Here is a 25323-nt window from a genome sequence, read left to right on the forward strand (position 1 = left end):
CTCGCTTGGCTTACCGTGGTAGCGGGGGGTGATGCATGAGCGCAAGTCACTCGAATCCCTAATCCGCGAAAAGGCGGCGGAGCTGGGCTTTGCCGCCTGCGGCTTCGCGTCGGCCGACGCCGCGCCGCTCGCCGGCAAGCGGCTGCGTGAATGGCTCGCGGAGGGCCGCCACGGCGACATGATCTGGATGGAGGAGCGCGCGCACCACCGCGAAAGCCCCGCCGGACTGTGGCCCGAGGTCCGCAGCGTGATCGCGCTCGGCATGAGCTACGCCCCCGCGCTCGATCCGCTCGCGCTCGCAGGGGAGGGGGATCGTGGCCGCATCTCGGTCTATGCGCAGGGCGCGGACTATCACGATGTGGTCAAAAAGGCGCTCAAGGCGCTCGGCCGCTGGCTGGCGCAGGAGGCGGGGTGCGACCTCAAGGTGTTCGTCGACACCGCCCCGGTGATGGAAAAGCCGCTATCGGAGGCTGCGGGGCTGGGCTGGCAGGGCAAGCACACCAATCTGGTCAGCCGTCAGCATGGCAGCTGGCTGTTCCTCGGCGCGATCTACACGACGCTAGAGCTCGCACCCGACACGCCCGGCCGCGACCGCTGCGGGTCGTGCGACGCCTGCCAGCGCGCCTGCCCGACCGACGCGTTTCCCGCGCCCTACACGCTCGATGCGCGGCGCTGCATTTCGTACCTGACGATCGAGCATAAGGGGCCGATCCCGGAGGAGTTTCGCGAAGGGATCGGCAACCGCATCTATGGCTGCGACGATTGCCTCGCGGTGTGTCCGTGGAACAAGTTCGCGCAGGTTGCCGCGCGCAACTTGGCCTTCGCCCCGCGCGCCGAACTGACCGCACCCGAACTCACCGATCTGCTCGCGCTCGACGATGCCGGGTTCCGGCAGGTGTTCTCCGGCTCCCCGATCAAGCGCATTGGACGCGACCGCATGGTGCGCAACTGCCTGATCGCGGCGGGGAACAGCGGCGATCCGGCACTGCGTCCGGCGGTCGCGGCACTGGTGGACGACCCCGATCCGGTGGTAAGCGAGGCGGCAGACTGGGCGCTGGCGAAGCTCGGCGGATAGGGGAGGGGACGATGCGCCTGTTTCAAATCTTGCTGATTGCACTGTGGCTGGTGCTGGTGGCCTACACCGGCGTCGTGATCGCCCGGCACGGCATCGACCTGTTGCCCGTATTCTTCGGCGACATGGCCAAGGTCGCCTGGCCGGGGCAGTTCAACCTCGACTTTATGTGCTTCCTCGTTCTGTCCGCGCTGTGGACGGCGTGGCGCAGCGGCTTTTCGGCGGGTGGCCTGACGCTGGCGCTAGTCGCGTTCTTCGCTGGCGCGGGATTCCTGCTGCCTTATCTGCTGTGGCTGACGATCAGCGCGCAGGGGGACATGCGCCGGGTCCTACTCGGCACGCGCGCCTAACGCCACTCTTAGCCCCTCCCGCTTGCGGGAGGGGTTGGGGAGGGTCTTCTTCTTCTTTACCGCCCCGCGCGGCTCGCCCGGATCGCCGCGGCACAGCTCGCCTGATCGATCGGCGAACCGTCGCGCTGGCGGGTCTCGGCAAAGGTAACCACCGGATCGCCGCGCCCGGACTTGGGCGGGTAGAGATAGGCGTCGAGCACGCAGATCGGCCCGCCGAACTGCAGCTTGCGCGCGCTGCCCTCGGTCACGTCGAGCAGCGGGCGGCCGAATTGCGCGATCAGCGCATTGGCGCTGGCACCCATCACCGTGGTCAGCGCGGCCATGCCCGGCTGGGGCACCGGCACCGGCGCGGCGCGGCCGGGCGGGGGAATGACGCCGCCGCCGCCACAGGCGGACAACAGGACAAGGGCGGTCAGCGCCGCAATCACTCTCACTTGGGGCTTCTCCGGTGGAACATGTGCGTCGCCATCGCCGCGCCGACGATCGGCGCGATCAGATTGACGAACGGGATGAAGAACAATCCGGTTCCCGCCGCGCCGGTCGCAAATCGGACGAGCCGGGTGGAGGCGCGCCAACGCTGCACATCGCGCGCGGGCATGTGGCGCACCGCGACCATGTCCCCCAGATCGCGCCCGAGCAGCCAGCTGTTGACGATGAAGAAGGCGATCGGCGTGCCGATTCCGGTCACCATCAGGATCAGGTAAAGCGGCGAGAGCGCAAGGTTGACCAGCAGCGCGCGCCCGGCCGAGCGCAGCCCCATCGCGGCGGAGCGCGCAAAGCTGAGCTCGCGCGCGGCGGCGAAGCGTTCGGGATAATGCTTCGCCTCGACCGCATGGACCACCTCGTCCGCGAACACGCCGATCACCGCGATCGCGATCACGCGGAACAACAGCCAGGCGCCGAGCAGCGCGATCAGGAACGCGGCTGCGGCGGCAAGGCTCGCCATGCTCTGGCTGGCGGCGAAAGTGGTCGCGACGAGATATTCGATCCCGAACCACAGACCCGCGCCGAGCGCGGCAAAGATCGCCAGCGTCACCAGCATCGACTTGGCAAACACCGCGACGATCCGCTTGTCGCCGAGCTGGCCGATCGAAAGGAGCAGCGCCTGGATCATCACGCGCATCGATGCGGGGGCGATTGCCCCAAGTCAACGCAGTTGCGCCGCACCGCGCCGCAGGATAGGCGCGCGACATCTATTCTCCGGAGAAAAACGTGACCGCACCCACCCACGACGTCGTCGCGATCGGCAACGCCATCGTCGACATTCTGGCCCAGGCCGAAGACAGCTTCATCGAAGAGATCGGCGTCGCCAAGGGCTCGATGCAGCTCATGTTCTCGCCCGAAGAGGCCGATGCCCTTTATTCCAAGATGGGTCCGGGCCGTGAGGTTTCGGGCGGGTCGGCGGCGAACACCGTTGCCGGCATGGCCGCGCTGGGCAGCCGCACCGCGTTCATCGGCCAGGTCGCCGATGATCAGCTGGGCCAGGTGTTCGGCCATGACCTGCGCGCCGCCGGCGTCGATTTCGGCACTGCGGTCCGCGCGGGCCAGCCGACCACCGCGCGCTGCCTGATCTTCGTGACGCCGGATGGCCAGCGCACGATGAACACCTTCCTCGGCGCGTCGCAGTTCCTGCCTGAGGCAGCACTCGACCGCGACCTGATCGCCAGCGGCGCGATCCTGTATCTCGAAGGCTATCTGTGGGATCCGGAAGAACCGCGCCAGGCGATGCGCGCCGCGATCGGCATTGCGCGCGACGCCGGCCGCAAGGTCGCCTTCACGCTGTCGGACGTGTTCTGCATCAGCCGTCATGGTGACGATTTCCGCGCACTGATCGCCGAGGGCCTGGTCGACATCCTGTTTGCGAACGAGAATGAACTGCTCGCGCTGGCACAGGTCGAGGATTTCGACGCGGCGGTGGAGCAGGTTGCGGCGCAGGTGCCGACGCTCGTCGTCACGCGCAGTGAGAATGGCGCGATTGCGATACAGGGCGGGGAGCGCGTTGCAGTCGCGGCCGAGCCGATCGAGCGCGTGGTCGACACCACCGGCGCGGGTGACCTGTTCGCGGCGGGCTTCCTGCACGGCCAGGCACAGGGCTGGGACGTCGCAAAGTCGCTGAAGCTCGGTGCGGTGTGCGCGGCGGAGATCATCTCGCACTATGGCGCGCGGCCTGAGGCGGACCTCAAGGACGTCGCCGCAAAGCTCGGCTGACCTTCTTTCCCTCTCCCGCTTTCGCGGGAGAGGGCGGGGCCCGCCGCGAAGCGGTGGGAGGGTGAGGGTCTTCTTCTTGAGGCGTAGCGATTGCCTCAAGAAGAAGACCCTCCCCAACCCCTCCCGCGAAGGCGGGAGGGGCTAGAGACAAAAAAAGGGCCGGGGGAAACCCCGGCCCTTTTGCTTTGGGCAGTCGCCCCGGCCCTTAGTGGGTGCCGGGGGTGTGCGGCTCGATCTCCGTCACCGCCTCGACCTCGTGGCTCTCCACGAGACCCTTGCCAAGATGGCTGCGGCTGCGGCTGTAGGCAAAATAGATCACCAGACCGACGGCGGCCCAGATCGGGAGCACCAGCATCGCCTCAAGCGGCAGGTTGAGGAACAGGAACACCGTTCCTGCGATCGTCGCCGGGCCGATCAGCCACAGCATCGGCGTCTTGAACTTGCGCGGCGTGTTCGGCGCGGTCTTGCGCAGGATCATCACCGCGATGGCGACCATCATGAACGCATAGAGCGTACCGGCATTGGCGATGTCCGCCAGCTTGCCGACGGGCAGGAATGCCGCCGCGACCGCGACCGCACCACCGGTGATGGCGGTGATGATGTGCGGTGTCTTCCACTTCGGGTGCACCGTGCTCCACGATTCGGGCAGCAGGCCATCGCGGCTCATCACGAATGCCACGCGGGTCTGGCCGAACAGCAGGATCAGGATGACCGACGGCAGCGCGACGAATGCGGCGATGCCCAGCATGTTACCCACGCCCGACCAGCCGATCTGACGCAGCACATGCGCCAGCGCTTCGTTCGAGCAGACGAGCGGGAGCGCATCGGCGGCATAGGTGGCGCACTGGCGCGCCAGCTCTTCCGACCCGGCGGGGAAGGGGACGCCATTCGGGCCCATGATCGGCTGACCGCCGACGGTGCCGACTGCGCCAGCCGCGACGAGGATGTAGAAGACGGTGCAAAACAGCAGCGATCCGATCAGGCCGATCGGCACGTTACGCTGCGGGTTCTTGGTCTCTTCAGCCGCGGTCGAAACCGCGTCAAAGCCGACATAGGCGAAGAAGATCGTTGCCGCCGCGCCAACCGCGCCAAGTCCCGATCCGAAGCCGCCGAACACGCCAGCGGGCAGGAACGGGTTGAACTTTTCCATCGAGAAATACTCGCTGGGCAGGGTCAGCACGATGAACGCGGTCAGCGCGGTCACCTTGATCGCCACCAGCACCGCGTTGACGCGGGCGCTCTCGGTCGTGCCGACCATCAGCAGCCAGGTGACGAGCAGTGCGATCACGACCGCGGGCAGGTTGATGAACCCACCCTCGACGCCGCCGAGCGCCAGCGGCGCGCCGGCGAGGAACGCGGGAAGCTGGATCCCCAGGAACTCGTTCAAGATCGTCCCTGTGAAATAGCCGGACCACCCGACCGACACGGCGCTTGCCGCCACCGCATATTCAAGGACCAGCGCCCAGCCGACGGTCCAGGCGAGCACCTCGCCCATAGTCGCATAGGTATAGGTGTAGGCGGAGCCCGCGACCGGGATCATCGCCGCGATTTCGGCGTAGCAGAGCGCCGCGACGATGCAGATCAGGCCGGCAATGGCGAAGGCGAGCATGAGGCCGGGACCGGCCTTCTGCGCGCCGGCTGCGGTCAACACGAAAATGCCCGTGCCGATGACGCAACCGATGCCGAACAAAGTGAGCTGGAACCATCCGAGCGAGCGATGGAGCGATTTCTTCTCCGCCGTCGCCAGGATCGCGCCGAGTGGCTTAACGCGACCAAATGTCATGATGAAGGTTTCCCCCTTGGCGACGCCGGAGTGACCGGTCGCCGCTGATACGAAAGCCCGGGGAGCCTAGCCGCAATTCAGTTGCGCGCAATCCCCGAATTGCGGCTTTGTTACAGATGTTACGTCGCGATCCTCAACCGATCGTGTCGCCGCGCGCGATCATCGCGTCCACGGTGCCGCGATCGACCAGCATCGGGCCGAGCTTGCGCCCCGCGAACAGGTGGACGTGGAGATGGCCGATCGTCTGGTGCGAATCTGCGCCAGTGTTGGCGAGCAGGCGATATCCCGGTGCGACCAGCCCGGCGTCGCGCGCAACCGTGCCCACTGCGCGGACGAATCCCGCAATCTCCGCGTCGCTCGCCCGCGCGCTGAAATCGTCCCAGCTGACATAGGCGCCCTTGGGGATCACCAGGATATGCGTCGGCGCGACCGGGGCGATATCGGGAAAGGCGAGGGCGTAATCGTCCTCATAGATGCGCTTGGCCGGAATCTCGCCGCGCAGGATCTTCGCGAAGATATTCTGGTCGTCATAGGGCTGAGTAGCGTCGACGGGCATAAGGGGCTCCTTTGCCGCCGTCATAACCCCGCCGGAGCTGACGCGGAAGTCAGACCGCGCGCCCTGCCTTTTCCTCGATCCCCGAAACCCCTTCGCGCCGCGCGAGTTCGGCGCGGACATCATCGAGGCTCAGGTCCATGTCGGCGAGCAGGACGAGCAGATGAAAGATCAGGTCCGCCGCTTCGCCGGTCAGCCCGGCGCGGTCGTCCTGCACCGCGGCGATGACGGCCTCGACCGCTTCCTCGCCCAATTTCTGTGCGATCTTGGCGCGACCCTTGGCGGTCAATTTCGCGACATAGGATGACGCCGGATCGCCCATGCGGCGGTCGCGGATCACGGATTCGAGCGTCGCGAGGATGTCGTCGGCCATGGTCGCGCAGTCGGTCAGCGCGGCTTTCCTGTCAATCCTGTGAACTGGCCTCGCGGCGCGCACGGGCGCGACGGCGCATGGCGCGCTGGGCAAGCCACAGCCCGACCGCCGCCATCGCGGCGAGCGCCAGATCGGACAGTTCGGGCATCGTCCGGCGGCTGATCTCGCCGCTATGCGCGGCGAATGCGGGGGCGGCGGTCAGTAGGATCAGGGGCAGGGCGCGGATCATGGTGCGACCATAATCCGCGACCCCTGCCAAAAGGTTGAGGCGCGATTTCAGCGCGCCGGCGCCGCTTCAGCGAAGGATCAATCCTCGCGCTTGCGACGGCGGCGCATGATCGCGGCGCCAGCAATGCCGAGCGCGAACAGGCCGATCGCGGCAGGCTCGGGGATCGAGGTGGGGCTGCCGCCCGACGACCCGGTGCCGCCGCCCGACGACGATCCCGGCGGGGTCGAGCTGCTCGGCGGCTTGTCATAGGCAAGCGCCGGAGCGGCGGCGAAAGCTGCGGCGAGCGCGGCGAGGCGAAGGCTGGTTCGAATCATGGGGTTCTCCCTTTCCCTGTGGTTAGCGGGGGAGGGAGCAAGAAGCCTGCCAGCGGGTGCAAATGCGCCGGATCAGCCGGAGTCGAGGGTTAACGCGCCGACGTCGCAACCGGTAACTGTCAAATTAACCGACGGTGCGGACCGGGATCCCGGCTCCTGCCAGCGCGGCATGCGCGTCGGCGATGCTCGCCTGACCGAAATGGAAGATCGATGCGGCGAGGACGGCGCTGGCATGCCCCTCGACAATGCCGGCGACCAGATCGGCGAGGCCGCCGACCCCGCCCGACGCGACCACCGGCACGCGCACCTGATCGGCGATCGTGCGGATCAGCGCGAGGTCATAGCCGTCGCGCGTCCCGTCGCGGTCCATCGAGGTGACGAGCAACTCGCCCGCCCCCAGCCGCGCAAGGTTGAGCGCATGCTCGACTGCATCGATGCCGGTCGGCTTGCGCCCGCCATGGGTAAAGACTTCCCACCGGCCCGGCGCGACCTGCCGCGCATCGACCGAAGCGACGACGCACTGGCTGCCCATTTTCTCGGCGATGTCGGCGACCAGTTCGGGCCGCGCGACCGCAGCACTGTTGACCGCAACCTTGTCCGCGCCGGCGAGCAGCAGCGCACGGGCATCCTCGACGCTGCGTACCCCACCGCCGACCGTCAATGGCATGAAACACACCTCGGCGGTGCGGCGCACGACATCGAGGATCGTGCCCCGCGCCTCATGGCTGGCGGTGATGTCGAGGAAGCACAATTCATCCGCCCCGGCGGCGTCATAGGCGCGCGCCTGCTCGACCGGATCGCCGGCATCGACCAGATCGACGAAGTTCACACCCTTGACGACGCGGCCCCCAGCGACGTCGAGACAGGGAATGACGCGCGCGCGGACGGTCATGCGGCGGCCCTGATCGCCTCGGCCAGATCGAGCCGCCCGTCATACAGCGCCCTTCCGGTGATCACGCCCTCGATCCCCGGCTGGCCGACCAGCGCATGGATGTCCTCAATCCCCGCGACGCCGCCGCTGGCGATCACTGGAATCGACACCTCGGCGGCGAGCGCCACCGTCGCCTCGACATTGCAACCCTTGAGTAGCCCGTCGCGCCCGACATCGGTGAACAGCAAAGCGGCGACCCCGGCATCCTCGAAGCGGTGGCCGAGTTCCGCGATCGACACGGTCGACACATCCGCCCAGCCTTTGGTCGCGACGAAGCCGTCGCGCGCATCGACCGCCACGACGACGCGGCCGGGATGCGCCGCTGCCGTTTCGCGCACGAAATCGGGGTCTTCCAGCGCCGCCGTGCCGATCACCACGCGGGTTACGCCCAGATCGAGCCAGCGCTCGACCGATGCGCGGTTGCGGATGCCGCCGCCCAGCTGGACCTTGCCCGGAAAGCGATCGACGATCGCCGCGACCGCGACGCCGTTGATCGATTCACCGGCAAAGGCCGCATCGAGATCGACGACGTGCAGCCACTCGGCCCCGGCCTGCGCGAACAGCGTCGCCTGCGCAGCGGGGTCGTCGCCATAGACGGTGGCGCGGGCCATATCCCCCTCGGCAAGGCGGACGACCTGCCCGGATTTGAGGTCGATGGCGGGGAAAACGATCACGGCTTCCATCCTAGAAAACGCTGGAGAAGCGCCAGCCCGTAACGCTGGCTCTTTTCGGGGTGGAACTGCACCCCCAGAATATTGTCGCGGCCGATCGCCGCAGTCACCGGCCCGCCATGCTGGGTAACCGCCAGCACGCCGCTGCCCGAATAGGCAAAGCTGTGCAGGAAATAGGCTTCGCCCGGCTCGATCAGCACATGCGGGGCGAGCGGAGTGACGTCGTTCCAGCCCATATGCGGGACATGGACATCGCCCGCCGGCAGTTCGCGCACCACGCCGTCCATCCAGCCAAGGCCATCATGGCTGCCATGTTCCTCGCCGCGCGTCGCGAGCAATTGCATGCCGACGCACACGCCCAGGAACGGCGCGCTCTGTTCGAGCACGCGGCGCTCCATCGCCTCGACCATGCCGGGGATCGCGCGCAGCCCCGCCGCGCACGCGCCGAACGCGCCGACGCCGGGCAGGACAATGCGATCGGCCCGCGCCACCGCGTCGGGATCGGCGGTAACCGCGACGCCCACCGCTCCGGCGGCCTTCAGCGCATTGTGGACCGAATGAAGATTGCCCGCGCCGTAATCGATCAGGGCGATGGTCATGCCAGCAACGGGGCCAATGCGTCGGCGGCGAAGCTCGCCGCCATCTCGGTCACGACCGCCGTCGCAACGCCGGAGCTGACGAACGGGTCGGTCGCGGCAAAGGCCTCCACCTCGGCGCGATGGCCGCGGCACAGGATGATGCCGCCGGTGCGCGGCACCTGACGCCCCGCGATCAGCAACAGTCCTTCATCAAAACCGGCTTCCAGCCAGGCGACATGCGCCGCCATCTGCGCGTCGACCTGCTCGATCGGCGCGACATAGCTCAGCGTGATGACACAGACCGGCGCGGCGTCCAGTCGCGCCATTACAGCGTCCCCTTGGTGCTCGGGATCGTGTCCGCCTTGCGCGGGTCGATCTCCACCGCCTCACGCAGCGCGCGGGCGAGGCCCTTGAACGCGGCTTCGGCGATATGGTGGTTGTTGCTGCCGTACAGCGTCTCGACATGCAGCGTCAGGCCGGCGGTCTGGGCGAAGCTGTGGAACCAGTGTTCGAACATCTCGGTATCCATCTCGCCGAGGCGCTTCTGGCTGAACTCGGTCTTCCACACGAGATACGGGCGCCCCGAAATGTCGAGCGCGACGCGGGTCAGCGTCTCGTCCATGGGCGAGAGCGCATCGGCGTAGCGACGGATCCCGCGCTTGTCGCCGAGCGCCTTCGCCACCGCCTCGCCGATGGCAAGGCCGGTGTCCTCGACCGTGTGGTGCTGGTCGATATGCAGGTCACCGACCGTTTTGACGTCGAGGTCGATCAGCGAATGGCGCGACAGCTGCTCGAGCATATGGTCGAAAAAGCCGATCCCGGTGGAGATCGCATAAGTGCCGGTGCCGTCGAGGTTCACGGTCACATCGACCGATGTTTCGCTGGTCTTGCGGCTGATCGTGGCGGTACGCATGGCGGTTCCCATAGCGGTTGCGCTGGCCGGTGCAATCATCGCTGCACTTTCGGGAATGGCAACAAATCTTGACCGCTCCGCTGGCGTCGCTAGGTCAGGGCAAATGACCGGCAATGTACCCGACAGTTTGATTCCCTATGACGAGATCGTGCAGGAGGCCCTGCGCGCGGTCGTCGGCCGGGTACTGGATCAGGTCGCTGCGACCGGGGCATTGCCCGGCGCGCACCATTTCTACATCACGTTCAAGACGCGCGCGCCCGGCGTGGACATCCCCGACCGGCTGATCGAACGCTTCCCGGACGAGATGACGATCGTCCTCCAGCACCGCTTCTGGGACCTCAAGGTTGACGACAACCGCTTCTCGGTGGGGTTGAGCTTCAACCAGATCCCGTCGCTGCTGATCATCCCGTTCGCCGCGATCACCGGCTTCCACGACCCCGCCGTCAATTTCGAACTGCGCTTCCAGGCAGCGGAGGACCCCGATGGTCCCGAACCGCATGACGAGGCGGAAAATGACGAACCCCCCATCGCGACCCCGGTCGAGGATGGGTCGAACGTCGTCGCGGTGGACTTCAAGCGGAAGAAGTAAGCCGGTTCAGCCCGGCCTGGTAATCGCACACACGATCTGCGGCTGGGTTACGCTCAGCATCCCCTGACGCGGGCCATCCTCGGTTTCGATGCGCAAGTCCGCCTGCTCGGGCGCATGTTCGAGCAGGTCGGCGATGACCTCGAACTTCGCCACGCTCTCGAACAGGCTCAAGCCGGCGATGTTGCCGAGCGCAATCAGGTCCGGAAGGCTGTGGCCGTACAGCCGCGTCGGTTGCGGATGCACGCGGGCATCGCCCTGCCACCGCGCGGCGATCGCGGGCGGTGCCCCCGCCGATCCGCGCAGCAGCGCAATCCGCTGGGCGCACAGATCGGCATGCGCCTGCGCCAGATCCTCCTGCCCGCCGCTGCGCAGGAAAGCGCGATAGCCAAGGCCGGTGTAGGAAACCGATTCGTCGGCAAACACGATGATCGCGGTCCCGCCGGGCGCCAGCCGCGCGCCGAGATCGGCAAGGCAGGCGTCGAGGTCGGCGAAGAAGTACAGCGCGTGGATCGCGAGGATCAGGTCATAGCCGCGATCGAGTGCGGGGCTGTAGAAACTGTCCTCCGCATCGGGGATGAAGGGCAGGGCGTGCGCCGCGCCGAGCGCCAGATTGGGCATCGCCGCGACGCGATCGGCATAGGCGCGGACATAATCCTCGTTCGGATCGATCAGGTCGATCGTCGATCCAGCCGGCACCGTGTCAGCGATCAGCGCAAAGGTCTGGCCATCGCCGCACCCGACATCGAGGATGCGGCGCGGTGCGTTGCCGGCCTCCGCGATCAGGCTGCGCAGCACCGGCACGAACTGGTCGCGCTGGTCGGTCCCCAGCATCGCCACCCGCTCCAGCGGATCGCGCTTCAGGGCACGGGCAAAGGCGTTGTAATATTGGTCATGCGTGTCGAGCCCGCGAAACTCGTTGGCGATCATCAGCCGCGCGTCGCGGAACTGGTCGCGCATCGCGGCGCAGGCGTCGGCGGTGATCGGCTGCGGCATGATGGCTCCCGTGACGGCGATGGCGCAGCCTAGTTGCGTTATCGTTACGAAATCAATCGCGCGCGCGGCTTGCCCCGTGCCGGTGCGACCGCCATCTCGGCCCAAGCCGCTGCAGGAGACTGAAATGACCGCCACGCGCACCGAAACCGACTCGATCGGCGCGATCGAGGTGCCCGCCACCGCCTATTGGGGCGCGCAGACTCAGCGGAGCATCGAGAATTTCCCGTTTGGCCCGACCGAGCGGATGCCGATCGGGATCATTCATGCGCTCGCGCTGGTGAAGCAGGCGGCGGCGCGGGTGAACCGCAACCACGGGCTCGACGGAGCGCTGGCCGACGCGATCGAGGCGGCGGCGGCGGAGGTCGCCGCGGGGCAGCATGACGACCAGTTCCCGCTGGTCATCTGGCAGACCGGCAGCGGCACCCAGTCGAACATGAACGTCAACGAGGTGATTGCGGGCCGCGCCAATGAGGTGCTGGCCGGCACGCGCGGCGGCAAATCGCCAGTCCATCCCAATGATCACGTCAATATGAGCCAGTCGTCCAACGACAGCTTTCCGACGGCGCTGCATATCGCCGCCAGCCTAGCCGTCACTCGCGCGCTGATGCCGGCGGGCCAGCGGCTTCAAAAGGCGCTCGAAGCCAAGGCGCAAGGATGGGCGGACATCGTCAAGATCGGCCGCACGCATTTGCAGGACGCGACCCCGCTGACCCTTGGGCAGGAGGCATCGGGCTGGGCGAATCAGGTCTATCGTGCGCTGCGCCGGATCGAGCCGGGGGTGGTCGCCGGGACCAACCGGCTGGCGCAGGGCGGGACGGCGGTCGGCACCGGCCTCAACGCGCCGGAGAATTTCGCCGCCGAGTTCTGTGCTGCACTGGGCGAGATCACCGGGCACCCGTTCATGCCGGCGGAGAACGCGTTCGAAGCGCTCGCCTCCAACGACCCGCTCGTCCACCTCTCCGGCACGCTCAACACGCTGGCCGTCGCGCTGACCAAGATCGCCAATGACATCCGCCTGCTGGGCTCCGGCCCACGCTCCGGCCTCGGCGAACTGGAGCTCCCCGCCAACGAACCGGGCAGCTCGATCATGCCGGGCAAGGTCAACCCCACCCAGTGCGAGATGCTGACGATGGTCGCGGGGCAGGTGATCGGCAACCATATGGCGGTCACCGTCGGCGGCATGCAGGGCCATCTCGAGCTGAACGTGTTCAAGCCGCTGATCGGCGCGGCGGTGCTCCGATCGATCCATCTGCTCAGCGTCGGCATGGAAAGCTTCGCCGAACGCTGTGTCGAAGGGATGACCGCGAACGAAGGCCGCATCGCCGAACTGGTCGAACGCTCGCTGATGCTCGTCACCGCGCTCGCGCCCGAGATCGGCTATGACAATGCCGCCAAGATCGCCAAGACCGCACATGAGCAGGGGACGACGCTGCGTGAGGCCGGGCTCGCGCTCGGCGTGGTCGACGCCGCGACCTTCGACCGGCTCGTCCGCCCCGAAACCATGGTGTGACCGCCCGGCGCGGAACCGGATTCGGTTTCGCGCTTTTCCTCCACCAACGGAGGGCTGGTTAATGGACGGATCGATCTTCGGTGCGCTGCTCGGCGGAGTTGCGGTCGCATGTGCGGGCGCAGCGTTCTGGACCGGCCTACGCGGAATGGGCGAGGTGTTCGACCTCGCCACGGGTGACAAGGAGTTTGGAAGATGATCGGCGATCTGGTGGCAGGCTATATTGGCAAGCGAACCGATGAGAGCGATGGCGAGGGCGGGACCCTCGGCGCGATCGCCGGCATCGCCGCATGGCGTGTTGGCAAGACGGTGGTTCCTGCCGCAATCGTGATCGGTGCAGCGGCATTTGGATATCGCTATCTGCGTCGTCGCATGCGGACCGCGGCATGATCCGCACGCTTTTCGCCGCGTTGCTCGGTCGCGCGATCGACCGTCGCGACGGGCGCGGCGGGATGAAGGGCGCGATCATCGGGGCGATGGGCCAGCGCGCGTTGACGCGGATGGGCCCGTTCGGCTGGGTGGTTGGCGGCCTGTTCCTGCTGTGGTCGCTGCTCACAGGCCGAAAACGGCGGTACTGAACTCCGCTTGCGCTGAGCCTGTCGAAGCGTCGCAGCCCGCGTTCGATGACCGCCTTGCCCAGCCCTTCGACAAGCTCAGGGCAAACGGAGGACGGGAATCGCTCTGGTCACCTTGACGTAACCGCCCCGCCGGCGCCAATGGCGCGCATGGCGCATCGCGATTCCAAATATGAGTTCGACCGCAGGGGCGTGCTGTTCGTCCTGTCCTCCCCCTCGGGCGCGGGCAAATCGACCATCGCGCGCAAGCTGCTGGAGCGCGAGCCCGGCATGGGCGTTTCAGTCTCCGCGACCACCCGCCCGATCCGCGCGGGCGAGCAGGACGGGCGCGAATATCATTTCCTGTCGACCGACGACTTCAAGGCCGCCGCCGCGCGCCACGAATTCCTCGAATGGGCGCATGTCTTCAACTATCGCTACGGCACCCCGCGCGAACCGGTGAAGCGCATGCTCGCCGACGGACAGGACGTGCTGTTCGATGTCGACTGGCAGGGCGCACAGCAGCTGTTCCAGCTTGAAGGCGGCGACGTCGTCCGCATCTTCATCGTGCCGCCCTCGCTCGCCGAACTCGAAAAGCGTCTGCGCGCCCGCGCGACCGACAGCGAAGATGTGATCCAGTATCGCATGAAGCGCGCCGAGCGTGAGCTGAGCCATTGGGACGGCTATGATTATGTCGTCGTCAACGACGATCTCGATGCCTGTTTCGAGAAGGTCCACACCATCCTCAAGGCCGAGCGCGAGAAGCGTTCACGCAAGCCCGGCCTGATCGGCTTCATCCGCGAACGCGCCGAAGAGGCGATCGAGATGGGTCTCGCCACGCGCTGATTTTCTGCTTCTTCCCGCGTTCCCATGCGTTAGGCTGGGCGAAACAACGGGGAGAGCCGAAATGACAAGAGTCTTGCTGGGCGGCCTGCTGGGCGGCGTTGCAATGTGGATCGTCGGATTCATCTTCTGGGGCACGCCCTTGTCGATGCTGGCGACGAGCAACGCTGGCGATTCCGCGAGCGTCGCGATTCAGGCTGCATTGGCCCAGCATCTCGGCCCCAATGGCAGCGGCGCCTACCCGATCCCCTGGCCCGGCACGCCGTTGGGGACGCAGGCCTATGGCGAAGGGCCGATCGCGATGGTGCTGTTCAACACCAGCGGCTTCGCGCTGCCCGACACCGCGGCTCTGGTCGGCGGGCTGGTGCTCGGCGTGCTGTGCGCAGGACTGCTCGCCTTCGCGCTCGCGCGGCTGACGATCGGCATGAGCTTTGCCCAGCGGCTGACCGCCGTCGGCCTGTTCGCGGTCGCGTTCACCGCCTACAGCCAGTTGGGGCAGCCGGTGTTCAACCACGCGCCCTGGGGCTATTTCATCTACAGCTGGATCAGCGAAGTCGCTGGCTGGCTTGCCGCCGGTGCGGTGATCGCGTGGATGCTGCCAAAGCCTGCCGCTCCGATGCCCTAGGCTGAAGCGACCTTCAGTTCCCCTCCCTGAAAGGGAGGGGCTAGGGGTGGGTTTAGCAGCAAGCGAGGCTCGATGCCTCGCTTGCTGCTGTTTTGCCGCACGGGTGGTTTAGTTTTTTGAGCGCGCTGACGCGCGCACCCACCCCCAACCCCTCCCTTTCAGGGAGGGGAGTGATGCGGTGAATACCCTTATGCCGGGCGCGGAGCGATGGCGGCACCTGGCGCAACCCCGTCCTCGCCGCTGATCGCATCCAGCTCTCCACTCTCGCGCGCCTTTTTGCCATAGACCAGCTCGAACAGCGGCCCGGCCATCATCGTCGTGACGATCGCCATCAGCACCATCATCGAAAACAGCGTCGGCCCGATCACGCCCTTTTGCAGGCCGATATTGATGATGATCAGCTCCATCAGCCCGCGCGAGTTCATCAGCGCACCGATGCCCAGCGCGGTGCGGTTATCCTCTCCCGACAGCCGCGCCGCGGCCCAGCACGCGCCGAACTTGGCCAGAATCGACACCGCAAGAATGCCGAGCGCAATGGCGAACAGCGGCAGGCTGTTGACCATGTCCATCCGCGTGTTCAGCCCCGAATAGGTAAAGAACATCGGCAACAGCATCACTACCGCCAGCGGCTCGACCTTGCGCTTGAGCTCATCGACGAACAGCCCGCGCGGCATGAATGCGCCGAGCAGGAAGCCGCCGAACACCGCATGGATGCCGATCGCGTCCATCAGGAACGCGGACAGGCAGAACAGGATCAGCGTGATCGCGAGCACCGTGTTGCTCATCTCGCCCCGCGCCTCGACCGCGCGGCCCAGCGGCGCGAGCAGGCGTTTGCCGAAGATCGCCATGAACAGCGCATAGCCGACGCCCCCGACGATCGCGATCACCGCGATGCCGGGACCGCCGCCGAACGTCGCGAGTACGATTGCGAGCACGCACCACGACACCGCGTCGTCAAACGCCCCGGCGGTCAGCGACAAGGTACCGAGCGAGGTCTTGGCCAGGCCGCGCTCGTTGATGATCCGCGCCAGCATCGGGAAGGCGGTGAGCGCGATGCACGCGCCCATGAACAGCGTCGCGCTCCACTGGCTGATCCCCTCGGCGAACAGCCCGGGAACGGTCAGCAGCAGCGGGGTGATCAGCGCGGCCATCAGGAACGGTGTCGCGATGCCCGCGATCGAGACGCTGGCCGCGCTCTTCGCCTTGGTCTTGAAATGGTCGAGATGCAGCGTGCAGCCGACCAGAAACATATACAGGCCGACGCCGAACTGCGCGCCGACATACAGGACGTTCTTGGTTTCCCTGGGGAAGATCGCCGCCTGCAACTCGGGGAAGAACAGCCCGAACAGCGACGGGCCGAGCACGACACCCGCGATCATCTCGCCCACCACCTGTGGCTGGCCGAGGAACTTCTGCCCCAGCCATCCCACCACACGCGCGGCGAAGATGATAAGGGCAAGCTGCAGGAAGAAATGGATGCTGTAGTCGGTCGGGGTAAAGCTCGCCGCGGAGTTCACCGCCGGCCCGTGCGCGCCCATGATGTCGCCCAGCGCGCGCCACGTATCGACCAGCAGATCCTCGAACACCGTCTCGCTCCCCCTTGGGTCGATCGATCAGCCCGCTTTATCTGCCGGATTCGTGACCCGAAATGCGGAAAAATCGCCCCCAACTGGGATCGCTACCATCATGGGGGATCAAAGCAAGCGCAGGAACTTGACCGCCGCACTATAGTCCGCCCGCCGCGCTTCGCGCGCCTTGAGCGCAAGCGGGTCGTCCCCCCAATGTTCGGCCTGCCAGTCCTCGTCCAGATTGGCGGCGGACCAGATGTCTTCGGGGTCGGCGGCCTGTTCGAGCAGCGCCAGCGCCGCGACCAGCGACCCGGTGACGGTAACGATCGGCGACAGCCCCGCCAGCTCGAACGGCGACCGCGCGGCAACCGCCTGCGCCAGTGCCGTCACTGCCTCGGGTGGCTGCGCGACATGGATGATGCCGGTGGTCGGGATCAGCGCCGCGCCATAGCGCGCGTGCGCCCAGCCGAGCAGCGGGTCCCAACTCGCCGCCTGGCGCAGCTGCAGCTCGAGCGGATGGTCGGCGCGGTAGCAGAGCAGGTCGCTCTCGCCATATTTCGCAAGGCCAGTGGCAAAGGCAGCGGTATCGGGCGCGATCCGGTCGATCGCGGCATTGGCAAGGCCGGTGAGCGGCATCGCGCGCGGGTCGATCGTCTCGCCAACCCCGCGCCATTCCTCCGCCACCGCATCCGCCAGCGCCGGATTAGGGAGCGTCAGCGGCGCGCGCCCCGGGGTGCGCACCGGCTTGCCGTCGAGATGGACGTCATGCCCGCCATCAGCCGCGACCAGCGCGACCTGCTTCCAGAACCGTCGCATGATCCTATTCCGTCGGCGGCGTGCGCCAGCGCCGGGCGAGCGCGCGCGGTACGATGGCGATGCAATAGAGGCCGGACATCAGGATCGCAGCACCCAGCAGGCGCATCGGCATATCCTCGGCGCGGCCCATGATGATCAGCCCGAACACCGCCCCGGCGACCGCGATCATCTGCGCGAACACCATCGCGAAATAGCGGTTGCGGGCCTGATCCTCGGTCATAACGCCTCCAACAGCGCCGGCAGCTCGCGTGCGTGCGTGGTCACATGATGCGCCCCGGCGGCGTGCAATTCATGCGCTTCGTGATAGCCCCACGCAACCCCGACCGCATGCGTGCCAGCATTGACCGCCATCGCGATGTCATAGCTGGTGTCGCCGATCATCGCGGTGCGCAGCGGATCGCCGCCCGCCTCGGCGATGGCAGCCTGAAGCATCGCCGGATGCGGCTTCGACGGATGCCGGTCGGCGGTCTGCAGCGTGACGAAGCGGTCGGTCAGCCCATGATGCTCCAGGATCAGCGCCAGCCCGCGATCCGACTTGCCGGTGGCCACGCCAAGCAGCCAGCCGGCATCGCTCAGCGCTTCGATCGCTTCTGCGACGCCATCGAACAACGGCTCGGGATCGAGCGCCGCGTCGATCCGCATCGCATGGAATGCGCGCTTATAGGCTTCCGCCATCTCGACATGCAGCGCATCATCGCCGTCGGGCAGCAACTGCGCGATCGCCGGGACAAGGCTCAGACCCACAATCCGCCGGATATCCTCGCGCGTCGGCGGGTCGAGCCGGTGCGCGACGAAGCACGCCTCCATCGCGCGACAGATATTGGCCTGCGAATCGACCAGAGTGCCGTCGCAGTCGAACACGGCGAGCCGGATCATGGCTTCTTGGTCGGCTTCCGCGCGGGCTTCTTGTCGACCTTCTTGTCGACCTTCTTCTCCGCCTTTTTGTCGTCCTTCTTCCCGGGCTTGGCCTTCTTCACCGTCGTGTCGCGGCGGCCCTGCCGCTCACCGCGGCGCTCCTTGCGCACCGCCTTGGCATGCGCCTTGGCCCAGGCCTTTTCCTGCTCCTTGGTCGGCGGCGCCTTTTCGTCCGACGGCAGATTGTCGCCATCCTCGAGGTTGAAGCCGAGCTGGACCAACGTCTCCGCGAAATGCGTCGGCAGGTCCGCCTTCACGTCCAGCTTGCCGCCATCGGGGTGGTCGATGCGGATGCGGCGGGCGTGCAGATGCATCTTGCGGCTGATGCTGCCCGACAGGAACGCTTCGGCCATGCCGTATTTGCCGTCGCCGACGATCGGGTGGCCGATCGCTGCCATGTGCACGCGCAGCTGATGGGTGCGGCCGGTGTGCGGCTGCAGCTCGACCCAGGCGGCGCGGTTGCCGGCGCGGTCGATCACGCGATAGCGGGTGCGCGCGGCCTGGCCTTCCTTCTCGTCCACCTGCATCTTCTCGCCGCCGGTGCCCGGCTGCTTGCCGATCGGGAGTTCGATGAACCCGTCCTCGATGCTCGGCACGCCGACGACCACGGCCCAATAGGTCTTGCGCGCCGTGCGCCCCGAAAAGCTCTTCGAGAAATACGCCGCCGCGCGCGCCGTCCGCGCCAGCACCAGCGCGCCCGACGTATCCTTGTCGAGCCGGTGAACCAGCTTCGGCCGCACATCGAGTTCGTAATAGAGCCCGTCGAGCAGCTGATCGACATGATCATGCGTCTTGGTGCCGCCCTGCGTCGCGAGGCCCGGCGGCTTGTTGATCACCATCGCCTGCGCATCGCGATGGATCACCATCGATTCGGCGAACTCCATCTGCTCGGGCGACAGCTGCGGACGCGCCTTTTTGGGCTTTGCCGCCACCGCCGCAGCCTGCGCCGCGTCGGCCGGGGGTACGCGGATCACCTGGCCCGCCTGGATGCGGTCGCCGGGAGTCGCGCGCGCGCCATCGACGCGCAGCTGACCCGTGCGTGCCCAGCGCGAGACGATGTTGAAGCTGGTGTCGGGCAGATGCCGCTTGAACCAGCGGTCGAGCCGGATGCCGTCATCGTCGAGCGCGACGGTGAACTGGCGCACATTCTCGGTGCTCATGCCGCCACCATCCGGCTGACCTGCAGGCCCGCGAACAGCGCGCCGATTGCGAGCACGACCGAGGCGAGGATGTAGAAAACCGCCGTCGCGAAGTCGCCGCGCTCGATCATCATCACGGTCTCGAGCGAGAAGGCCGAGAAGGTGGTGAAGCCGCCAAGCACGCCGACGCCGAGCAGATAGCGGAGCGCCTCATCCCCGCTCGCCCGCGTCGCGAGCCAGCCCGCGAGCAGACCCATCGCCAGCCCGCCGATCACATTGACCGCGAGCGTACCGACCGGAAACCCCGGCCCCCAAAGTGCGAGCGCCGCGCGCCCAACCAGATGCCGCGCGCCGGCGCCGATCGCGCCGCCCAGCATGACGAGAAACAGATGATGCATATCGCCGCCCTAGCGCGGAAACCGCTCCGGGTCGATTCCCGAGGACTGTCACTAATCCTCCCCCGCCAGGGGGAGGTGTCAGCATAGCTGACGGAGGGGGAGGAAGGGGTGCCGCAAGAGGTGAAAGGGCGAAGTCGTCCTCCCCCTCCGTCGCCTTCGGCGCCACCTCCCCCTGGCGGGGGAGGATTGGCATGGCCCGCCATCTACCGTTCCGGCACCGTCCAGTAATAGATCGTCCGCCCGTCGATCGTTTCTTCCTTCTCCGGCTCCCAATCACCCATGCGGAAGGCGTGGCTGACGATCCGCGTCCCCGGCTTCAGCTCGGCGAGCAATTTCGGGCGCAGTTTCTCGTTCAGCGTGTCGAGCAGATAGAGGGTGACGACGGTCGCGTCGCTGAAGTCGCTGGTGAACAGATCCGCCTGTTTGAACGACACCTCGCCGGCGACGCCCGCCGCCTTGGCATTGGCGTTCGCCTCCTTGATCCGCGCCGGATCGATGTCGATGCCGACCGCGCGCACCTGTTTGCGCTTGGCGGCGGCGATCGGGATGCGCCCGTCGCCCGAGCCGAGGTCGTACAGGACATCGCCATCGCGCAGCTCGACCATGTCCAGCATCGCCTCGACCAAAGCGGGCGGGGTCGGGACATAGATGACGTCGGGGGTTTGGCTGGATGCCACCGCGACGGGTGCCGCAGGCGGCGTGACCGCGCTTCCGGCGACGAAAGTGGCGACGGCGAGGATCAACAGCTTCATGGCGCAAGCTCCTCTTCAGGGGTGACAACCAACAGCATCAACGCGCCGACGACCAGAACCGCGACGCCAGCGAGCGCGCCCCATCCGGTATAAGCGAGGCTCGACCAAAGCAGATACGCAGTGGTCGCACAAAAGATCCCGGGGAGCACGGGATAGAGCGGCACGCGGAAGGGACGGGGGGTACCCGGCTCGGTCCGGCGCAGCACGAACAGCGACAGCCCGGCGAGCAACAGGAACAGCCAGAACACCGGCGCAGTGTACTCGACCGCAACGCGAAACCCGTCGCGCGCAAATCCGCCCAGCGCGACCAGCAGCAGTGCGATTCCGCCCTGCGCGACCAGTCCGTTGCCCGGCGTGTCACGACGATGATCCCAATGGCCCAGCCAGCGCAACGGCCTGATCCGCTGCCCCAATGCACAGGCGGTGCGTCCGCCGACGATCGCAGTCGCGTTTGCACTGGTCAGCGCCGCCACCGCCACCGCCGCGCTGATCGCTGCTGCGCCCGCCGGGCCGAATGCGCGGCGCATGACTTCGGCCGCGACCGCGTCATTGCCCGCCATCCCGGCCATTCCCAGTCCGTTGAGCAACGCCAGATTGACCAGCACATAGAGCGCGGTGACCAACGCCAGCGCGGCGCACAGGATCGCGGCGATCCGGCGCGGCGGATCTTTCATCTCCGCCGAGACGTAAACCGCCTCGCTCCACCCGCCATAGGACAGCAGGACGAACACCATCACCAATCCCAGCGCTCCGCCGCCCGGTGCTGCGGGCACCGCGTCCGCAGGGGCGAGCGAGAAGCCCGCGACGATGATCGCGACCAGCCCGATGACTTCCGTCAGCGTCAGCCAGCGCTGCGCCTGCGTCCCCCATCGCACGCCCAGCCAGTTGATTGCACTGACCGCGACCACCGCGATCCCTGCCCAGATCGCCGGACCGGCGGGGCCGAGCGGCAGCAGAATCTGAAGATAATCGCCGACGATGAACGCCAGCAACGCCAGCGATCCGGTCTGGATCACTGCCAGCCGCGCCCAGGCGTAGAGGAACGCGATTCGCTGTCCGAATGCGCGCCCGATGAAGTGATAATCGCCGCCCATATGCGGCCAGGCTGCCGCCATCTCGGCATAACAGAGTGCGCCGATGATCGAGAGCACACCCCCCGCCACCCAGGCGAGGATCATCGTCGTCGCGTCTCCCGCCACGCCAGCGACCAGCGCCGGGGTGCGGAAAATGCCGGCGCCGATCACGATGCCGACGGTCAGGGCGAACACATCGACCGCGCGGAGCGTGCGGCGCGGGGTGGCGGCAGGGGTCACGAGATCGGCATCGGGCAGGTCTCCGGAGAGAAGCGGGCTGTCGATTGCGGATGCAACGGACCGCCGGGAGGCAAGGTTCCTTATGCGATCAGTTTGACCAGTGCTTCAATATAGGCCGCAAACGCCTTGCGCCCGGTCGGCGTCATGCGCACGCGGGTCAGCGGCTTGCGGCCCGAAAAACCCTTGTCGATCGCGACATATCCGGCCGCTTCCAGCTTGCGCAGATGCACCGACAAATTGCCCTGCGTCGCCCGGAGCAGCGTCTTCAACGCGTTGAAATCGGCAATTTCGGCATCGGCAAGATAGGCCATGATGCCAAGCCGCATGCGGGCGTGGATCATTTCATCGATCTGACCGATGTCGAAATTCTTCATCGCAAACCTCCCTGCACGAGCAAATCTAGACACCGGCCGCCTGAAAACAAGTTTACGCCGCAAACCGATTTGCAGATGTTCGATCGGGTGCCGCACAGCCTGCTTGCAATGTTGGATTTCCTCTGCTTGCCTCCCGGAATGGCAATTTTCGGCACCCCCCAGCGACGCGCTCGCCGCTCCGCACCTGTCCCCGTACACGGGGGCAAAACTGTAAGTTTCGCTGTCCGCGGCGCGTTTGTCGGGGCTGCATTGGCCGCCGCGCTCGCCGCTGCGCCCGCTGTCGCCGGACCGCAGGATGACTTTCGCACCCTGCTCGCCGAACATTTCGACTGGGTGCTCAAGGAGAATCCCGGCTTCGCCCGCTCGGTCGGCGTCGACATCGATCCGATCGCGGTCGGCGATGTCAGCCTCGCGGCCGAGGATCGTCGCGCTGTGGCGGAGGCGGTGTTCCTGAAACGGCTCGATGCCATCCCCGATTCCGGCCTCACCCCGGCGCAACGCACCGACAAGGCGATCCTGCGCCGTCTGCTGGCGGAAAGCATCGAGGGCAACGGCTTCGGCCAGCGCACGATCCTGTTCACCAGCTACTCAAACCCGTGGCAGGGCGCGGCTGGGCAGGGCGAGCGCACCGCCTTTCGGCGCAAGGCCGACTATGGCTATTATCTCGATCGGCTGGATCAATTCCCCGCCACCAACGACACGCTGATCGCGATCACCGCACAGGCGGTAAAGGGCGGCTATATCCAGCCCTGCGTCAGCCTGGTCGGCTTCGAACAGACGATCACCGGTGTGATCCAGCAGGATGCAACCAAGTCGCGCTTCTACGCGCCCTTCGCCCGTAAAAAGCCGGTCGATGCAACCGACGCCGAATGGGCCGCGCTGCAGGCGCGGGCGAAGAAGACGGTCACTCAGGTAATCAACCCGGCCTATGCCAAGGCGGCGGCGTTTTACCGCACCAGCTATGCCCCCAAATGCGCCAAGGCGGTCGGCGTCTCGGCGCAGCCCGATGGCGCGCGCTACTATGCCTTCCGCATCCGTCAGCTGACCACCACCGACCTGTCGGCGGAGCAGATCCACAAGATCGGGCTGGACGAGGTCGCGCGCATCCGTGCCGAGATGGTCGAGGTGGCGAAGAAGGCGGGCTTCGCGACACGCGAGGCGTTCGTCGCCGAGCTGCGCACCAACCCCAAATACTATGCCAAGACGCCCGAGGAGCTGATGGCCGCCGCCGCGGTGCAGGCCAAGGACATCGACGGCAAGATGCCGGGCTTCTTCAACCGCATGGCGCGGCTGCCCTATGGCCTCAAGCGCATCCCGGCGGAGACGGCGGAGGGGACGACCACCGCCTATTACGGTCCGGGCAATCCCGAGCTGGGGCTGGCCGGCCATTATTACGTCAACACCTCGAAGCTCGACCAGCGGCCGCTGTACGAACTGCCCGCGCTGACCGCGCATGAGGCGGTGCCGGGGCATCACCACCAGATCGCGCTGCAGCAGGAGCTGGAGACGTCGAAATTCCGCCGCTACCTCGCCAATTTCACCGCGTTTACGGAGGGTTGGGGGCTGTATTCCGAGCGCATCGGGATCGAGATGGGCATTTACGACACCCCCGAAAAGGAAATGGGGCGGCTGTCCTACGAGATGTGGCGCGCGTGCCGGCTCGTGGTCGATACCGGCATCCATGCCAAGGGCTGGACTAAGGAACAGGCGGTCCAGTTCATGCTCGACAACACCGCGCTGTCGGCGGCGAATATCGATGCCGAGGTGAACCGCTATATCAGCTGGCCGGGGCAGGCGCTGGGCTACAAGCTGGGCGAGATCAGGATCCGCGAACTGCGCGCACGGGCAGAGCAGGCGCTGGGGGTCGAGTTCGACGTTAAGCGCTTCCACGACGCGGTGCTGGAGCAGGGCGCGGTGCCGCTCGATGTGCTGGACGCGCAGATCGATACGTTCATTTCGGCGGAAAAGGCGCGGGTCGGCAAGGCGGGGTGAAGGTCCGGCAAACGCTTCCTTAACCCTGGCCTGTCATCCCTTCGCCCCAAATCCCGCAGCCTGTGCGGGGATGCGGAGCGTGATGATGAGCCGTCGGGCCAATGATTTTGCCGTCCTGCTGATGCCGCTGGCGCTCGCTGCCTGTGGCGGGGGCGAGGCGGGCAATGTCGATGCGCTCGACAATGAGATCGGCGGCAATTCCACCGATCCGGCGCTGATGGGCGCGCTGCAGGACCAGATCATGGTCGATCCGCAGCTTGCCCAGCAATCGAACAAGGACGCCATCCGCCCGCCGGGCCAGCCCTATTCCGCGCCGATCCCGTCCGACACCGTCGCCGCAGCCAAGGCCGCGATGCCGGCCGAAGGCGAATTGCTCAAGGCGCCGGCCCCGGTCGAGGGCAAGTGCGACGCCTGCGAAGCCCAGGACAAGTCGGTGACGCTGGCCGGCCTCGCCGCGGGCCAAAAGGACCGCCGCACTGCCGACTGCGCGGCAAAGCTGAATTACTCCGCCGGCTGGGCCGCCCGCCTGCCCGCCGACATGCCCCTGCATCCGCAGGCCCGCGTGACCGAAGCAGCGGGAGCCGAGGGCGGCCAGTGCGCCCTGCGCGTCGTCAGCTTCTCGACGCCGCAACCGCTGCAAACGATGATCGACTGGTATTACACCCGCGCCGTCCGCGGCGGCTATTCGGCCGAGCACCAGTTGAAGGACGGCCAGCATGTGCTGGGCGGGACACGCGCGAAGGACGATTCGGCCTATGTCGTCTTCCTGTCGACCCGCGGCGATGGCGGGACCGAGATCGACCTGATCGCGAACAAAGGCAATTAGGCTGTAGGCTCGTGAGAGCCGTTTGCCGGGAAACGACCCCTGTGCGGGCCTCGCGCGAGCGACGCGCTTCCCTAAATAATGCGCCGGACTGACTGAAAGGCCCTTTTAGTGATCCGCAGCGGATGAGGGGAAAAACGCTCTAAA

Annotated in this window: 34 protein-coding genes; 12 read left to right on the top strand and 22 right to left on the bottom strand. The window is 66.8% G+C overall.

Translation table 11 applies throughout. The annotated features are described in order from the left end of the window. Positions 1–31: 31 nt before the first annotated feature. Both queG and K9B35_RS08290 read left to right on the top strand, forming a co-directional pair. Positions 32–1075, top strand: coding sequence for a tRNA epoxyqueuosine(34) reductase QueG (gene queG / locus K9B35_RS08285; RefSeq protein WP_224921357.1), 1044 nt, complete (start codon positions 32–34; stop codon positions 1073–1075). An 11-nt stretch (positions 1076–1086) separates the two neighbouring features. Continuing rightward, positions 1087–1422: a hypothetical protein gene (locus tag K9B35_RS08290; protein ID WP_224921358.1), complete on the top strand. Its 336-nt coding sequence runs from the start codon at positions 1087–1089 to the stop codon at positions 1420–1422. Between the two features lie 56 nt (positions 1423–1478). Here K9B35_RS08290 and K9B35_RS08295 read toward each other — a convergent pair whose 3' ends face one another. Further along, entirely contained in the window at positions 1479–1856 is a 378-nt protein-coding gene (locus K9B35_RS08295; protein WP_224921359.1) for a hypothetical protein, read from the bottom strand. Next, positions 1853–2545 carry an EI24 domain-containing protein gene (locus K9B35_RS08300; RefSeq protein WP_318245962.1) on the bottom strand — a complete coding sequence of 231 codons (693 nt, stop codon included), beginning with the start codon at positions 2543–2545 and terminating at the stop codon, positions 1853–1855. Before K9B35_RS08300 ends, K9B35_RS08295 begins: the two co-directional genes overlap by 4 nt. 89 nt (positions 2546–2634) lie before the next feature. Here K9B35_RS08300 and K9B35_RS08305 point away from each other — a divergent pair, with 89 nt between their 5' ends. Beyond that, positions 2635–3630, top strand: coding sequence for an adenosine kinase (locus K9B35_RS08305; protein WP_224921360.1), 996 nt, complete (start codon positions 2635–2637; stop codon positions 3628–3630). Between the two features lie 205 nt (positions 3631–3835). On the opposite strand, the gene K9B35_RS08310 is transcribed toward K9B35_RS08305, so the two are convergent. From K9B35_RS08310 to hisB, 10 genes are all read right to left on the bottom strand, one after another. After that, entirely contained in the window at positions 3836–5413 is a 1578-nt protein-coding gene (locus K9B35_RS08310; protein WP_224921361.1) for an amino acid permease, read from the bottom strand. 133 nt (positions 5414–5546) lie between these two features. After that, positions 5547–5969 (bottom strand): histidine triad nucleotide-binding protein, encoded by a 423-nt coding sequence (locus K9B35_RS08315; RefSeq protein WP_224921362.1) that lies wholly within the window; start codon positions 5967–5969, stop codon positions 5547–5549. A gap of 49 nt (positions 5970–6018) precedes the next feature. Beyond that, positions 6019–6339, bottom strand: a complete 321-nt coding sequence (locus tag K9B35_RS08320) for a phosphoribosyl-ATP diphosphatase (RefSeq protein ID WP_224921363.1) — start codon at positions 6337–6339, stop codon at positions 6019–6021. Positions 6340–6370: 31 nt separating this feature from the next. Next, positions 6371–6568 (bottom strand): hypothetical protein, encoded by a 198-nt coding sequence (locus K9B35_RS08325; protein ID WP_224921364.1) that lies wholly within the window; start codon positions 6566–6568, stop codon positions 6371–6373. A gap of 77 nt (positions 6569–6645) precedes the next feature. Next, on the bottom strand, positions 6646–6882 hold the full coding sequence (locus K9B35_RS08330; protein ID WP_224921365.1) for a PEP-CTERM sorting domain-containing protein: 237 nt from the start codon (positions 6880–6882) through the stop codon (positions 6646–6648). A gap of 124 nt (positions 6883–7006) precedes the next feature. Next, positions 7007–7774, bottom strand: coding sequence for an imidazole glycerol phosphate synthase subunit HisF (gene hisF, locus K9B35_RS08335; RefSeq protein WP_224921366.1), 768 nt, complete (start codon positions 7772–7774; stop codon positions 7007–7009). Then, positions 7771–8496: a 1-(5-phosphoribosyl)-5-[(5-phosphoribosylamino)methylideneamino]imidazole-4-carboxamide isomerase gene (hisA, locus tag K9B35_RS08340; protein WP_224921367.1), complete on the bottom strand. Its 726-nt coding sequence runs from the start codon at positions 8494–8496 to the stop codon at positions 7771–7773. Before hisA ends, hisF begins: the two co-directional genes overlap by 4 nt. Next, positions 8484–9083, bottom strand: coding sequence for an imidazole glycerol phosphate synthase subunit HisH (gene hisH / locus K9B35_RS08345; RefSeq protein WP_224921368.1), 600 nt, complete (start codon positions 9081–9083; stop codon positions 8484–8486). Before hisH ends, hisA begins: the two co-directional genes overlap by 13 nt. Further along, on the bottom strand, positions 9080–9388 hold the full coding sequence (locus K9B35_RS08350; RefSeq protein WP_224921369.1) for a YciI family protein: 309 nt from the start codon (positions 9386–9388) through the stop codon (positions 9080–9082). The genes hisH and K9B35_RS08350 overlap by 4 nt, the downstream gene beginning before the upstream one ends. Then, the gene (gene hisB / locus K9B35_RS08355) at positions 9388–9975 is read right to left on the bottom strand and encodes an imidazoleglycerol-phosphate dehydratase HisB (RefSeq protein WP_224921370.1); all 588 of its coding nucleotides are present in this window, start codon (positions 9973–9975) and stop codon (positions 9388–9390) included. The genes K9B35_RS08350 and hisB overlap by 1 nt, the downstream gene beginning before the upstream one ends. Positions 9976–10078: 103 nt before the next feature. Here hisB and K9B35_RS08360 point away from each other — a divergent pair, with 103 nt between their 5' ends. Continuing rightward, positions 10079–10564, top strand: a complete 486-nt coding sequence (locus K9B35_RS08360) for an SspB family protein (RefSeq protein ID WP_224921371.1) — start codon at positions 10079–10081, stop codon at positions 10562–10564. Positions 10565–10570: 6 nt separating this feature from the next. Here the strand turns inward: K9B35_RS08360 and K9B35_RS08365 are convergent, their stop codons facing one another. Next, positions 10571–11557 carry a class I SAM-dependent methyltransferase gene (locus K9B35_RS08365; protein ID WP_224921372.1) on the bottom strand — a complete coding sequence of 329 codons (987 nt, stop codon included), beginning with the start codon at positions 11555–11557 and terminating at the stop codon, positions 10571–10573. Between the two features lie 124 nt (positions 11558–11681). Here K9B35_RS08365 and fumC point away from each other — a divergent pair, with 124 nt between their 5' ends. From fumC to K9B35_RS08390, 6 genes are all read left to right on the top strand, one after another. Further along, positions 11682–13067 (top strand): class II fumarate hydratase, encoded by a 1386-nt coding sequence (gene fumC, locus K9B35_RS08370; protein WP_224921373.1) that lies wholly within the window; start codon positions 11682–11684, stop codon positions 13065–13067. A 61-nt stretch (positions 13068–13128) separates the two neighbouring features. Then, positions 13129–13263, top strand: coding sequence for a hypothetical protein (locus K9B35_RS20175; protein ID WP_263622440.1), 135 nt, complete (start codon positions 13129–13131; stop codon positions 13261–13263). Continuing rightward, complete coding sequence (locus K9B35_RS08375; RefSeq protein ID WP_224921374.1) at positions 13260–13454, top strand: hypothetical protein; 195 nt, start codon at positions 13260–13262, stop codon at positions 13452–13454. The genes K9B35_RS20175 and K9B35_RS08375 overlap by 4 nt, the downstream gene beginning before the upstream one ends. Further along, positions 13451–13642, top strand: coding sequence for a hypothetical protein (locus tag K9B35_RS08380; protein WP_224921375.1), 192 nt, complete (start codon positions 13451–13453; stop codon positions 13640–13642). The genes K9B35_RS08375 and K9B35_RS08380 overlap by 4 nt, the downstream gene beginning before the upstream one ends. 147 nt (positions 13643–13789) lie before the next feature. Then, on the top strand, positions 13790–14464 hold the full coding sequence (gene gmk, locus K9B35_RS08385; protein WP_412103450.1) for a guanylate kinase: 675 nt from the start codon (positions 13790–13792) through the stop codon (positions 14462–14464). Positions 14465–14525: 61 nt separating this feature from the next. Next, entirely contained in the window at positions 14526–15086 is a 561-nt protein-coding gene (locus K9B35_RS08390) for a hypothetical protein (protein ID WP_224921377.1), read from the top strand. Between the two features lie 188 nt (positions 15087–15274). On the opposite strand, the gene K9B35_RS08395 is transcribed toward K9B35_RS08390, so the two are convergent. From K9B35_RS08395 to K9B35_RS08435, 9 genes are all read right to left on the bottom strand, one after another. Beyond that, positions 15275–16624, bottom strand: a complete 1350-nt coding sequence (locus K9B35_RS08395) for a cation:proton antiporter (protein ID WP_224921693.1) — start codon at positions 16622–16624, stop codon at positions 15275–15277. Positions 16625–16780: 156 nt separating this feature from the next. Beyond that, complete coding sequence (locus tag K9B35_RS08400; protein WP_224921378.1) at positions 16781–17470, bottom strand: ATP12 family chaperone protein; 690 nt, start codon at positions 17468–17470, stop codon at positions 16781–16783. A 4-nt stretch (positions 17471–17474) separates the two neighbouring features. Further along, entirely contained in the window at positions 17475–17690 is a 216-nt protein-coding gene (locus K9B35_RS08405) for a hypothetical protein (RefSeq protein WP_224921379.1), read from the bottom strand. After that, complete coding sequence (locus K9B35_RS08410; protein WP_224921380.1) at positions 17687–18346, bottom strand: HAD-IA family hydrolase; 660 nt, start codon at positions 18344–18346, stop codon at positions 17687–17689. The genes K9B35_RS08405 and K9B35_RS08410 overlap by 4 nt, the downstream gene beginning before the upstream one ends. Then, on the bottom strand, positions 18343–19545 hold the full coding sequence (locus tag K9B35_RS08415) for an RluA family pseudouridine synthase (protein ID WP_224921381.1): 1203 nt from the start codon (positions 19543–19545) through the stop codon (positions 18343–18345). The genes K9B35_RS08410 and K9B35_RS08415 overlap by 4 nt, the downstream gene beginning before the upstream one ends. Continuing rightward, on the bottom strand, positions 19542–19922 hold the full coding sequence (gene crcB / locus K9B35_RS08420) for a fluoride efflux transporter CrcB (RefSeq protein ID WP_224921382.1): 381 nt from the start codon (positions 19920–19922) through the stop codon (positions 19542–19544). Before crcB ends, K9B35_RS08415 begins: the two co-directional genes overlap by 4 nt. Before the next feature lie 203 nt (positions 19923–20125). Further along, positions 20126–20674, bottom strand: coding sequence for a class I SAM-dependent methyltransferase (locus K9B35_RS08425; protein WP_224921383.1), 549 nt, complete (start codon positions 20672–20674; stop codon positions 20126–20128). Next, positions 20671–21987, bottom strand: a complete 1317-nt coding sequence (locus K9B35_RS08430; RefSeq protein ID WP_224921384.1) for an APC family permease — start codon at positions 21985–21987, stop codon at positions 20671–20673. The genes K9B35_RS08425 and K9B35_RS08430 overlap by 4 nt, the downstream gene beginning before the upstream one ends. A gap of 80 nt (positions 21988–22067) precedes the next feature. Further along, a complete protein-coding gene (locus tag K9B35_RS08435) occupies positions 22068–22361 on the bottom strand; it encodes a winged helix-turn-helix domain-containing protein (protein ID WP_224921385.1) in 294 nt (97 codons plus the stop codon). Between the two features lie 249 nt (positions 22362–22610). On the opposite strand from K9B35_RS08435, the gene K9B35_RS08440 reads away from it, so the two are divergent. Together K9B35_RS08440 and K9B35_RS08445 are read left to right on the top strand one after the other, a co-directional pair. Then, on the top strand, positions 22611–24353 hold the full coding sequence (locus K9B35_RS08440) for a DUF885 domain-containing protein (RefSeq protein ID WP_224921386.1): 1743 nt from the start codon (positions 22611–22613) through the stop codon (positions 24351–24353). 85 nt (positions 24354–24438) lie between these two features. Continuing rightward, on the top strand, positions 24439–25179 hold the full coding sequence (locus K9B35_RS08445; protein WP_224921387.1) for a hypothetical protein: 741 nt from the start codon (positions 24439–24441) through the stop codon (positions 25177–25179). The last annotated feature ends 144 nt before the right edge of the window (positions 25180–25323 follow it).

Source organism: Sphingomonas sp. R647 (assembly GCF_020177055.1).
Lineage (GTDB): Bacteria > Pseudomonadota > Alphaproteobacteria > Sphingomonadales > Sphingomonadaceae > Sphingomonas.

What these genes read in the sequence shown, in the direction of transcription:
- K9B35_RS08425 (WP_224921383.1), bottom strand. Translation starts at nt 20,674, where the DNA reads ATGAAGCTGTTGATCCTCGCCGTCGCCACTTTCGTCGCCGGAAGCGCG.
- K9B35_RS08395 (WP_224921693.1), bottom strand. Translation starts at nt 16,624, where the DNA reads ATGGGCGCGCACGGGCCGGCGGTGAACTCCGCGGCGAGCTTTACCCCG.
- K9B35_RS08380 (WP_224921375.1), top strand. Translation starts at nt 13,451, where the DNA reads ATGATCCGCACGCTTTTCGCCGCGTTGCTCGGTCGCGCGATCGACCGT.
- K9B35_RS08390 (WP_224921377.1), top strand. Translation starts at nt 14,526, where the DNA reads ATGACAAGAGTCTTGCTGGGCGGCCTGCTGGGCGGCGTTGCAATGTGG.
- K9B35_RS20175 (WP_263622440.1), top strand. Translation starts at nt 13,129, where the DNA reads ATGGACGGATCGATCTTCGGTGCGCTGCTCGGCGGAGTTGCGGTCGCA.
- hisA (WP_224921367.1), bottom strand. Translation starts at nt 8,496, where the DNA reads ATGGAAGCCGTGATCGTTTTCCCCGCCATCGACCTCAAATCCGGGCAG.
- hisF (WP_224921366.1), bottom strand. Translation starts at nt 7,774, where the DNA reads ATGACCGTCCGCGCGCGCGTCATTCCCTGTCTCGACGTCGCTGGGGGC.
- K9B35_RS08415 (WP_224921381.1), bottom strand. Translation starts at nt 19,545, where the DNA reads ATGAGCACCGAGAATGTGCGCCAGTTCACCGTCGCGCTCGACGATGAC.
- gmk (WP_412103450.1), top strand. Translation starts at nt 13,790, where the DNA reads ATGGCGCATCGCGATTCCAAATATGAGTTCGACCGCAGGGGCGTGCTG.
- fumC (WP_224921373.1), top strand. Translation starts at nt 11,682, where the DNA reads ATGACCGCCACGCGCACCGAAACCGACTCGATCGGCGCGATCGAGGTG.
- K9B35_RS08310 (WP_224921361.1), bottom strand. Translation starts at nt 5,413, where the DNA reads ATGACATTTGGTCGCGTTAAGCCACTCGGCGCGATCCTGGCGACGGCG.
- K9B35_RS08405 (WP_224921379.1), bottom strand. Translation starts at nt 17,690, where the DNA reads ATGACCGAGGATCAGGCCCGCAACCGCTATTTCGCGATGGTGTTCGCG.
- K9B35_RS08410 (WP_224921380.1), bottom strand. Translation starts at nt 18,346, where the DNA reads ATGATCCGGCTCGCCGTGTTCGACTGCGACGGCACTCTGGTCGATTCG.
- K9B35_RS08350 (WP_224921369.1), bottom strand. Translation starts at nt 9,388, where the DNA reads ATGGCGCGACTGGACGCCGCGCCGGTCTGTGTCATCACGCTGAGCTAT.
- K9B35_RS08400 (WP_224921378.1), bottom strand. Translation starts at nt 17,470, where the DNA reads ATGCGACGGTTCTGGAAGCAGGTCGCGCTGGTCGCGGCTGATGGCGGG.
- crcB (WP_224921382.1), bottom strand. Translation starts at nt 19,922, where the DNA reads ATGCATCATCTGTTTCTCGTCATGCTGGGCGGCGCGATCGGCGCCGGC.
- K9B35_RS08325 (WP_224921364.1), bottom strand. Translation starts at nt 6,568, where the DNA reads ATGATCCGCGCCCTGCCCCTGATCCTACTGACCGCCGCCCCCGCATTC.
- K9B35_RS08445 (WP_224921387.1), top strand. Translation starts at nt 24,439, where the DNA reads ATGAGCCGTCGGGCCAATGATTTTGCCGTCCTGCTGATGCCGCTGGCG.
- hisB (WP_224921370.1), bottom strand. Translation starts at nt 9,975, where the DNA reads ATGCGTACCGCCACGATCAGCCGCAAGACCAGCGAAACATCGGTCGAT.
- K9B35_RS08330 (WP_224921365.1), bottom strand. Translation starts at nt 6,882, where the DNA reads ATGATTCGAACCAGCCTTCGCCTCGCCGCGCTCGCCGCAGCTTTCGCC.
- K9B35_RS08365 (WP_224921372.1), bottom strand. Translation starts at nt 11,557, where the DNA reads ATGCCGCAGCCGATCACCGCCGACGCCTGCGCCGCGATGCGCGACCAG.
- K9B35_RS08300 (WP_318245962.1), bottom strand. Translation starts at nt 2,545, where the DNA reads ATGCGCGTGATGATCCAGGCGCTGCTCCTTTCGATCGGCCAGCTCGGC.
- K9B35_RS08360 (WP_224921371.1), top strand. Translation starts at nt 10,079, where the DNA reads ATGACCGGCAATGTACCCGACAGTTTGATTCCCTATGACGAGATCGTG.
- K9B35_RS08320 (WP_224921363.1), bottom strand. Translation starts at nt 6,339, where the DNA reads ATGGCCGACGACATCCTCGCGACGCTCGAATCCGTGATCCGCGACCGC.
- K9B35_RS08375 (WP_224921374.1), top strand. Translation starts at nt 13,260, where the DNA reads ATGATCGGCGATCTGGTGGCAGGCTATATTGGCAAGCGAACCGATGAG.
- K9B35_RS08290 (WP_224921358.1), top strand. Translation starts at nt 1,087, where the DNA reads ATGCGCCTGTTTCAAATCTTGCTGATTGCACTGTGGCTGGTGCTGGTG.
- hisH (WP_224921368.1), bottom strand. Translation starts at nt 9,083, where the DNA reads ATGACCATCGCCCTGATCGATTACGGCGCGGGCAATCTTCATTCGGTC.
- K9B35_RS08435 (WP_224921385.1), bottom strand. Translation starts at nt 22,361, where the DNA reads ATGAAGAATTTCGACATCGGTCAGATCGATGAAATGATCCACGCCCGC.
- queG (WP_224921357.1), top strand. Translation starts at nt 32, where the DNA reads ATGCATGAGCGCAAGTCACTCGAATCCCTAATCCGCGAAAAGGCGGCG.
- K9B35_RS08315 (WP_224921362.1), bottom strand. Translation starts at nt 5,969, where the DNA reads ATGCCCGTCGACGCTACTCAGCCCTATGACGACCAGAATATCTTCGCG.